The 6,061-nt window shown below is 62.6% G+C and carries 9 protein-coding genes and 1 pseudogene; 6 read left to right on the top strand and 4 right to left on the bottom strand.

Features of this window, described 5'->3' with window-relative positions:
• From AACZ65_RS12330 to AACZ65_RS12320, 3 genes and pseudogenes are all read left to right on the top strand, one after another.
• Positions 1-389, top strand: a pseudogene (locus AACZ65_RS12330) (serine O-acetyltransferase); the annotation flags it as partial.
• Positions 390-394: 5 nt separating this feature from the next.
• The gene (locus AACZ65_RS12325) at positions 395-748 is read left to right on the top strand and encodes a DMT family protein (protein WP_339671268.1); all 354 of its coding nucleotides are present in this window, start codon (positions 395-397) and stop codon (positions 746-748) included.
• Between the two features lie 84 nt (positions 749-832).
• Positions 833-1,144: an ETC complex I subunit gene (locus AACZ65_RS12320; RefSeq protein WP_037272839.1), complete on the top strand. Its 312-nt coding sequence runs from the start codon at positions 833-835 to the stop codon at positions 1,142-1,144.
• 202 nt (positions 1,145-1,346) lie between these two features.
• Here the strand turns inward: AACZ65_RS12320 and AACZ65_RS12315 are convergent, their stop codons facing one another.
• From AACZ65_RS12315 to ccmI, 4 genes are all read right to left on the bottom strand, one after another.
• On the bottom strand, positions 1,347-1,589 hold the full coding sequence (locus tag AACZ65_RS12315) for a hypothetical protein (protein WP_339671266.1): 243 nt from the start codon (positions 1,587-1,589) through the stop codon (positions 1,347-1,349).
• Positions 1,590-1,702: 113 nt separating this feature from the next.
• Entirely contained in the window at positions 1,703-1,939 is a 237-nt protein-coding gene (locus AACZ65_RS12310; protein ID WP_339671264.1) for a DUF1289 domain-containing protein, read from the bottom strand.
• A complete protein-coding gene (ruvX, locus tag AACZ65_RS12305) occupies positions 1,929-2,411 on the bottom strand; it encodes a Holliday junction resolvase RuvX (protein ID WP_339671262.1) in 483 nt (160 codons plus the stop codon). Before ruvX ends, AACZ65_RS12310 begins: the two co-directional genes overlap by 11 nt.
• A complete protein-coding gene (gene ccmI / locus AACZ65_RS12300; protein WP_339671260.1) occupies positions 2,408-3,640 on the bottom strand; it encodes a c-type cytochrome biogenesis protein CcmI in 1,233 nt (410 codons plus the stop codon). The genes ruvX and ccmI overlap by 4 nt, the downstream gene beginning before the upstream one ends.
• Positions 3,641-3,854: 214 nt before the next feature.
• Between ccmI and AACZ65_RS12295 the strand changes: the two genes are divergently transcribed.
• The 3 genes from AACZ65_RS12295 to AACZ65_RS12285 are packed head-to-tail and all read left to right on the top strand — an operon-like array spanning position 3,855 to position 6,054.
• Positions 3,855-5,099, top strand: coding sequence for a sarcosine oxidase subunit beta family protein (locus AACZ65_RS12295; protein ID WP_339671258.1), 1,245 nt, complete (start codon positions 3,855-3,857; stop codon positions 5,097-5,099).
• Entirely contained in the window at positions 5,099-5,731 is a 633-nt protein-coding gene (locus AACZ65_RS12290) for a hypothetical protein (protein ID WP_339671256.1), read from the top strand. The genes AACZ65_RS12295 and AACZ65_RS12290 overlap by 1 nt, the downstream gene beginning before the upstream one ends.
• Positions 5,725-6,054 (top strand): sarcosine oxidase subunit delta, encoded by a 330-nt coding sequence (locus tag AACZ65_RS12285; RefSeq protein ID WP_297541321.1) that lies wholly within the window; start codon positions 5,725-5,727, stop codon positions 6,052-6,054. The genes AACZ65_RS12290 and AACZ65_RS12285 overlap by 7 nt, the downstream gene beginning before the upstream one ends.
• The last annotated feature ends 7 nt before the right edge of the window (positions 6,055-6,061 follow it).

Raw genomic sequence — 6,061 nt, 5'->3', positions numbered from 1 at the left:
TCCACCCCGCCGCCCGCATCGGCAAGGGCATCATGATCGACCACGCCCATTCCATAGTGATCGGCGAGACGGCGGTGGTCGGCGACAATGTGTCGATGCTCCATTCCGTCACTTTGGGTGGCACCGGCAAGGAAGAAGAGGACCGCCACCCCAAGATCGGCAATGGCGTGCTGATCGGGGCCGGGGCCAAGGTGCTGGGCAATATCCGTGTCGGCAATTGCTCGCGCATCGCCGCAGGCTCTGTCGTTTTGCAAGAGGTGCCCCCGTGCAAGACCGTGGCTGGCGTGCCCGCGAGAATCGTGGGCGAGGCAGGTTGCGATCAACCTTCGGTCAAGATGGATCAGCTCCTAGGCGTGCGCGGCACTGACGACGACAGCTTGGACGACTGACCATCATGCACGGCCTCTGGCTGTGGCTCGCTCCGGTCGTGCTTCTGAGCCTGTCCAATATCTTCATGACCTTTGCGTGGTATGGGCACCTCAGGTTTCCCCATGCCGCGCTCTGGTTGGTGATTCTGGTCAGTTGGGGCATCGCGCTTATTGAATACATGCTCGCGGTGCCCGCCAACCGGCTGGGGCACCGCGTCTACTCGGCCGCCGAACTCAAAACCATGCAAGAGGCGATCACGCTGGTGGTCTTTGCCGGATTCTCGGTGCTCTATCTCAAGGAACCGCTCACCTGGAACCACGCGCTGGGCTTTTCCCTGATCGCGGCGGGCGCCTTCGTCATCTTCCGCGCTCCGCTCTGACCGGGTCACATGCGCCCATTCGCCTCTTGCCGCGCTGCGCCCGATTTGGGATAAGCAGACGACCAAGACATCACGGAGAGCCTTATGCCCGCGCGCATCTACAAACCGGCCCGCAACGCCATGCAATCCGGCACCGCCAAGACCCGGCATTGGGTTCTGGAATTCGTGTCCGAAACCGCGCGCGAAGTTGATCCGCTGATGGGCTGGACCTCCAACGCCGACACCCAGGCACAAGTGCGCCTGCGGTTCGAGACCAAGGAAGCCGCGCTGCAATATGCCAAGGACAACGGCATCGACGCCGTCGTGCAGGAAGCGCACTCTCGCAAGCCCAACATTCGCCCCGGCGGCTATGGCGACAACTTCGCCACCAATCGTCGCCAGGTCTGGACGCACTAAACACGTTTCGTCTGATCAGGTTCACACCGCCCCGGCCCCAGAGCCGGGGCCGTTACGCTGACCCGGCGAGGTCCCGGATCAAGTCCGGGACGGGTGTGGTTTCGATAGGGTGTAACGTGCTTTAAGCAACCAGCCTCGGCCAGAACGCGAAACGCCCCGGAGATCCTCCGGGGCGTTTTCGTTTCATGCAGTGATCCTGATCTCAGGCGGCGCGGAACAGGTCCGAACGCGCGGCCAGGTCAGCGACCAGCGTGTCGCGCTTCAGGCCCTTCGCCGCCAGCCGCTCATCGCTCGCCATTGACAGCGTTTCGACCTCATGGGCAAAACGGTTGGCCGCGACGACCGACTTGAAGAAACCGTCGATCAGGCGCAGCGGCGCCAGCAAAAACCGACCGAGAGTCCCGAACCCCGGTGCCGGAACATTGCTGTGGGACGAATAGGCCATGACTGTGCTCTCCTGAGAATGCCGCATCTGCAACATAAATATGTTGCGATGCAGCATTTTTCCATACCACAGTATGCAAACCCGCTCTGCGCGGGTGACATGGCTGGCGCGGCTTAGCTCTGCCCCACGCGTGCCGCCCGTCCGCCCCGGCGCTTGCGCAGCAGGGAGGCGCGGTCCGGCAGCGCCTCCATGATCGCGCGCCGCTCTTCCGGCGCCATCTTGGTCCAGCGGGTGATCTCGTCGATCGAGCGCAGGCACCCGGTGCAGATCCGCGCCTGCGGATGCACCACACAGATTTTCACACAAGGGCTCTCGACCTCGTCGCGCGCCCATGGGCTTTCATCTGTCATGCTCTGCCCTCATATGTCCCATCCGGTCCAGCACCCCTTGCAGGATATAGGCCGCGGCGATGTTGTCGATCACCTGCATGCGACGCTTTCGTGTCGCATCCGCCTCGAGCAGCGCCCTTTCTGCCGCCACCGTCGACAGCCGCTCGTCCCAATACCCAATGGGCAACTCGGTCAGCCGCGCCAGATTCCGGGCAAAGGCGCGGGTCGATTGCGCGCGCGGCCCCTCGCTCCCATCCATATTGCGCGGCAGGCCAAGGATGATCCCGCCCACCTCGCGCCCCGTTGCAATTGCCATCAGACGCGCGGCATCCTCGGTGAATTTCACCCGCTTCACGGTCTCATGCGGGCTCGCCACCGACCAGAGCCGGTCCGAGAGCGCCACACCAATCGTCTTGGTGCCCAAATCAAGACCCATCACCGCACGGCCACGGGGCAGGGCACCTGCAAACGCTGCGATGTCCTCAAAGATCATTCCGCGACGCCCGCGCTTGCCGCAGCAGCGCGCACAACAGCCAAACGCTCTGGCTCTGCGGCAAAGAGCGCCTGCGCTTCGACCCAGATCTCTTGCGCCTTGTCCCGCTCGCCCAGTACGCCATAGGCATTGATCAGCCGCGCCCAATCCTGCTCGGTGCCGCCTTGCGTGGCCAGCCGCTCGGCCAGCCCCGCCACCATGCCCCGGATCATCTCTTGCTGCGCTTCCGGGTCCATATCCTCTGCCGCCGCTATATCCGCCGCCGACGGCCCGCGCGTGCCCGCTTCGGGCGGCAGGCTATAGCGCACCCCGGCGCGCGCCGCCAACTCCTCGATCTGCGCCCGGATGGTGGGCACCCAGGGCGCCTCCGGCGTGCTCTCCTCAAGCAGCGCCTCCCATAGCCGAAATGCCGCATCGGGCCGGTCCACCTGCATCATGTAAAGCCCGAGGTAGAACCGTGACGACGGCTCGCGCGCATCGCGCTCCAGCGCTGCGCGCAACGCCGCCTCTGCCTCGGACGATACGTAACCGCCGCTCGCGTTGATCATCAGATCCGCCAACAGGGCATGATCCGCCGCCGTGGTCTCCGCACCCTTGACCGCGATCAACTGCTGTTGCGCCTTGCGCGCGGCCACCAGATTGCCAAGTGCTGCCTCGCTGCGCACCAAAAACCGCAACCCTTGCTGATCCTCGGGCCGCTCGGCCACCGTCTTGCGCAATTGGTCGATCAGCTTGAGATACTCCTCGCTCGTGCCCTCGGGCACGCCGGTCTCGCCGGGGCCGAACCGCTCTTCCGCTGCCGCCTGATCCAGCCGCGCCGCCCGGGCTGCCTCTGATGCCGCAATCCGCGCTGCCATCGGCAAATCCTGATAGCCCGGCGCGCCGACGCGGTCATAGATCACCACACCACCGCCCGCGATCACCGCGACAATCACCCCGGCCATCACCAGGCCCGCGCCGCGCGGCTGCCCGCCACTCTCGCCGCCCTGACGCAATTGCGCATCCGCCGCCAGCACCTTGCGCGAAATCTCGGCACGCAGCCGCTCGGCATCCTCGGGCGCGATGACACCGCGCGCGGTGTCGCGTTCGATTTCCTTCAACTGGTCGCTGTAGACCTGCAAGTCATAGGCGGCAGGCGGCGCGTCGCCCACCCGTCCGCGCATCAGCACAAGCGCCAGAACAGACCCCACGCCGATCGCCAATGCCGCAACGATGATCCAGAAACCCATGTCTTTTCCTTCTGTGTTGACCTCATGTAACCGCCCGCGCGCCCGGAAAAAAGGGCCAAGCGGTCACATCCCCGCGTCCCGCCCGCGCCCCGATGTCGCAATGTCGCTATTGATACCGTTTCCGCCGCCCGGAGTATCCTTTCCCCCGCGCGTCTGACGCATTACGGTCCCAGTCGCAGACCACAGCGAATCCAGCCAACTCCAGAGAGCGCGCATGAAACACTATTCCGCCTTTGCCGTCGCCCGAGAGGCGCTCCGCTACCACATGGGATGGGAGCGGGCATGGGCCTCGCCCGAGCCGAAAAAGAAATACGATGTCATCATCGTGGGCGCGGGCGGTCATGGCCTCGCCACCGCCTATTACCTTGGCAAGAACTTCGGCATCACCAATGTCGCGGTGCTGGAAAAGGGCTGGCTCGGTGGCGGCAACACGGGCCGCAACACCACCATCATCCGCTCGAACTACCTGCAAGACCCGTCCGCCGCGATCTATGAAAAATCGCGCAGCCTCTATGAGACCCTCTCGCAGGACTTCAATTACAACATCATGTTCAGCCCCCGTGGCCTGATCATGCTAGCCCAGACCGAACACGAAGTGCGCGGCTACCAGCGCACGGCGCATGCCAACGCCCTTCAGGGCGTCTCGACCGAATTCATATCGCCTGCCCGCGTCAAAGAGATTGTCCCGATCATCAATCTCGACGGCCCCCGCTATCCGGTCCTTGGCGGCCTTTATCAGGCGCGCGGCGGCACGGCGCGCCACGATGCGGTGGCATGGGGCTATGCCCGCGCCTGTTCCGCCATGGGGATGCACATCATCCAGAAATGCGAAGTCACGGGGATTTCCCGCGAAAATGGCCGCGTGACGGGCGTCACCACCAATCGCGGCGACATCGGCTGCGACAAGCTCGGCATCGTCGTTGCCGGTCACTCCGGCCACCTCGCCGACATGGCGGGCTTCCGCCTGCCCATCGAATCCGTGGCGCTTCAGGCGCTGGTGTCGGAACCGATCAAACCCTGCATGGATTGCGTCGTCATGGCCAACACCGTGCATGGCTACATGTCGCAATCCGACAAGGGCGAGATGGTCATCGGCGGCGGCACCGACGGCTATAACAACTACACGCAGCGCGGCTCGTTCCACCATATCGAGGAAACGGTCAGGGCGCTGATCGAGACCTTCCCGATGGTCGCCCGCCTCAAGATGCTGCGCCAATGGGGCGGCATCGTGGACGTGACCGGCGACCGCTCGCCGATCCTGTCGAAAACCCCCGTCGATGGCATCTTCATCAACTGCGGCTGGGGCACCGGCGGGTTCAAGGCCATTCCCGGCTCCGGCTGGGGCTTTGCCGAACTCATGGCCAAGGGGCATTCGCCGCTCTGCGACGAATTCGGCCTCGACCGCTTCTACCAGGGCCGGTTCATTGATGAATCGGTGGCTGCGGGGGTGGCGCATTGATGGATGTGAGAGAAACTGATTTCACACTTGAAGATCGCGAAGCCATCAGAAAATGGCTTAACCGGTTTCATCTGGAGGACCACTCAAAATTTTGGGTTGGTATAGCAACTTTTGCGAGCACGAACGGTTTCTTGCCGAAAGTTAATGACGTGTTGTGGGGGGTGCTGAATGAAAGCCGTATCGCTGAGTTCAAGAAAGCTAACCTTGGACTCTACAGCAATCTTACTGCGTCCATGTGCGAGTTACTTGCAACTGAGAGGCGCTGGAAAGATTGCTTTTTCCATGCGTCTTTAAAGTCCCACCTTGATCTCAATGGCCCAACGAACGCAGGGGCATGGGAATACTTTTCATGGGAGCCAGAGCTTGGGTTTCTAGGGAGTTTGGTCTGTGACCACTTGATCGCACCAGCTAACGAGCTTGGTTGGAGTGTCGAAGAAGCGCGGACACGGTTTTTTGACGCGATCTCAAGGCATGCCCCAATGTTCGCCGGAACTCCGACGCCGCTCAGTTCAGAGAATACCTGGGAGAAAGTGTTCGATGAGTATGGAGCGTTTTTTGGAAACCCGCTCTGCCAGGTCAAGACATATCGCGTTAAAGAACCAATCCTTAAGCTAGAGGTTATCAAATGCTGATCCTCACCTGCCCTTGCTGCGGCGTTACGGGCGAAGAGACCGAATTCCATCAAGGCGGCGAGGCGCATCTCAAGCGCTTCGGCCCCGGCTCGACGGATGATGATTTCCACACCTATATGTTCGCCAAGGAAAACCCCAAGGGCGCGCATTTCGAACGCTGGCGGCATAACAACGGCTGCGGCAAGTGGTTCATCATGGCCCGCGATACCGTAACGCTCGAGGTCTATGGCAGCTATCCCGCCCAGACCCATGAGCCGCCCCAGCATATCCGCGATGCGATCACGGCCAAGCGCCCCGGCTGGCGGTGGAGAGACTTCGCATGAGCCGTCA

The sequence above is a fragment of the uncultured Roseovarius sp. genome (assembly GCF_963972555.1).
GTDB classification, from domain to species: Bacteria; Pseudomonadota; Alphaproteobacteria; order Rhodobacterales; family Rhodobacteraceae; genus Roseovarius; species Roseovarius mucosus.
Note: the sequence above shows the minus strand (reverse complement) of the source record. Positions and strands in the feature narration are given on the sequence as shown.

Coding starts and splice junctions, on each gene's coding strand:
- AACZ65_RS12285 (WP_297541321.1), top strand. CDS start 5,725: ATGCTGATCCTCACCTGCCCTTGCTGCGGCGTTACGGGCGAAGAGACC.
- AACZ65_RS12310 (WP_339671264.1), bottom strand. CDS start 1,939: ATGACAGATGAAAGCCCATGGGCGCGCGACGAGGTCGAGAGCCCTTGT.
- AACZ65_RS12315 (WP_339671266.1), bottom strand. CDS start 1,589: ATGGCCTATTCGTCCCACAGCAATGTTCCGGCACCGGGGTTCGGGACT.
- ccmI (WP_339671260.1), bottom strand. CDS start 3,640: ATGGGTTTCTGGATCATCGTTGCGGCATTGGCGATCGGCGTGGGGTCT.
- ruvX (WP_339671262.1), bottom strand. CDS start 2,411: ATGATCTTTGAGGACATCGCAGCGTTTGCAGGTGCCCTGCCCCGTGGC.
- AACZ65_RS12290 (WP_339671256.1), top strand. CDS start 5,099: ATGGATGTGAGAGAAACTGATTTCACACTTGAAGATCGCGAAGCCATC.
- AACZ65_RS12295 (WP_339671258.1), top strand. CDS start 3,855: ATGAAACACTATTCCGCCTTTGCCGTCGCCCGAGAGGCGCTCCGCTAC.
- AACZ65_RS12320 (WP_037272839.1), top strand. CDS start 833: ATGCCCGCGCGCATCTACAAACCGGCCCGCAACGCCATGCAATCCGGC.
- AACZ65_RS12325 (WP_339671268.1), top strand. CDS start 395: ATGCACGGCCTCTGGCTGTGGCTCGCTCCGGTCGTGCTTCTGAGCCTG.